This is a genomic window from Bradyrhizobium sp. LVM 105 (assembly GCF_003957705.1).
In the GTDB taxonomy this organism is placed as follows: Bacteria; Pseudomonadota; Alphaproteobacteria; order Rhizobiales; family Xanthobacteraceae; genus Bradyrhizobium; species Bradyrhizobium frederickii.
In genome coordinates this window covers 1,202-1,480 of the sequence record NZ_QZMV01000082.1, presented here as the reverse complement: position 1 = coordinate 1,480, position 279 = coordinate 1,202, and the positions used below count along the sequence as shown (strand labels likewise).

The 279-nt window shown below is 56.3% G+C and carries 1 protein-coding gene; it reads right to left on the bottom strand.

Features of this window, described 5'->3' with window-relative positions; translation table 11 throughout:
• The coding region (locus D6B98_RS42190) for a hypothetical protein (protein WP_205680589.1) at positions 1-279 on the bottom strand (279 nt) is incomplete at both ends.

Sequence of the window (279 nt, the reverse complement as noted above, 5' to 3'; positions counted from 1 at the left end):
CTGCTTAGGGATTTTATTGGTATCAGGGTTAATCGTGCCCCTCCCCCCTCCCTTTTCCCTTTCCCCCCTCTTTTTCCCCTTCTTTCTCTTCTTTTCCTTCCCCCCCTCCTTCCTTCCCTTCCTCCCCTTTTCCCCCTCCCCTTTCCTCTTCTTTCCCTCCCCCTTCCCCCTTTCTCCCTTCTCTTCCCTCTCCCTTCCCCTCCTCCCTTTCTCCCTCCTTCTCTCTCCCCCTTCTTCCCTCTCGCCTTCTTCTCCCTCTCTCCCCTGCGTCTTTTCCCT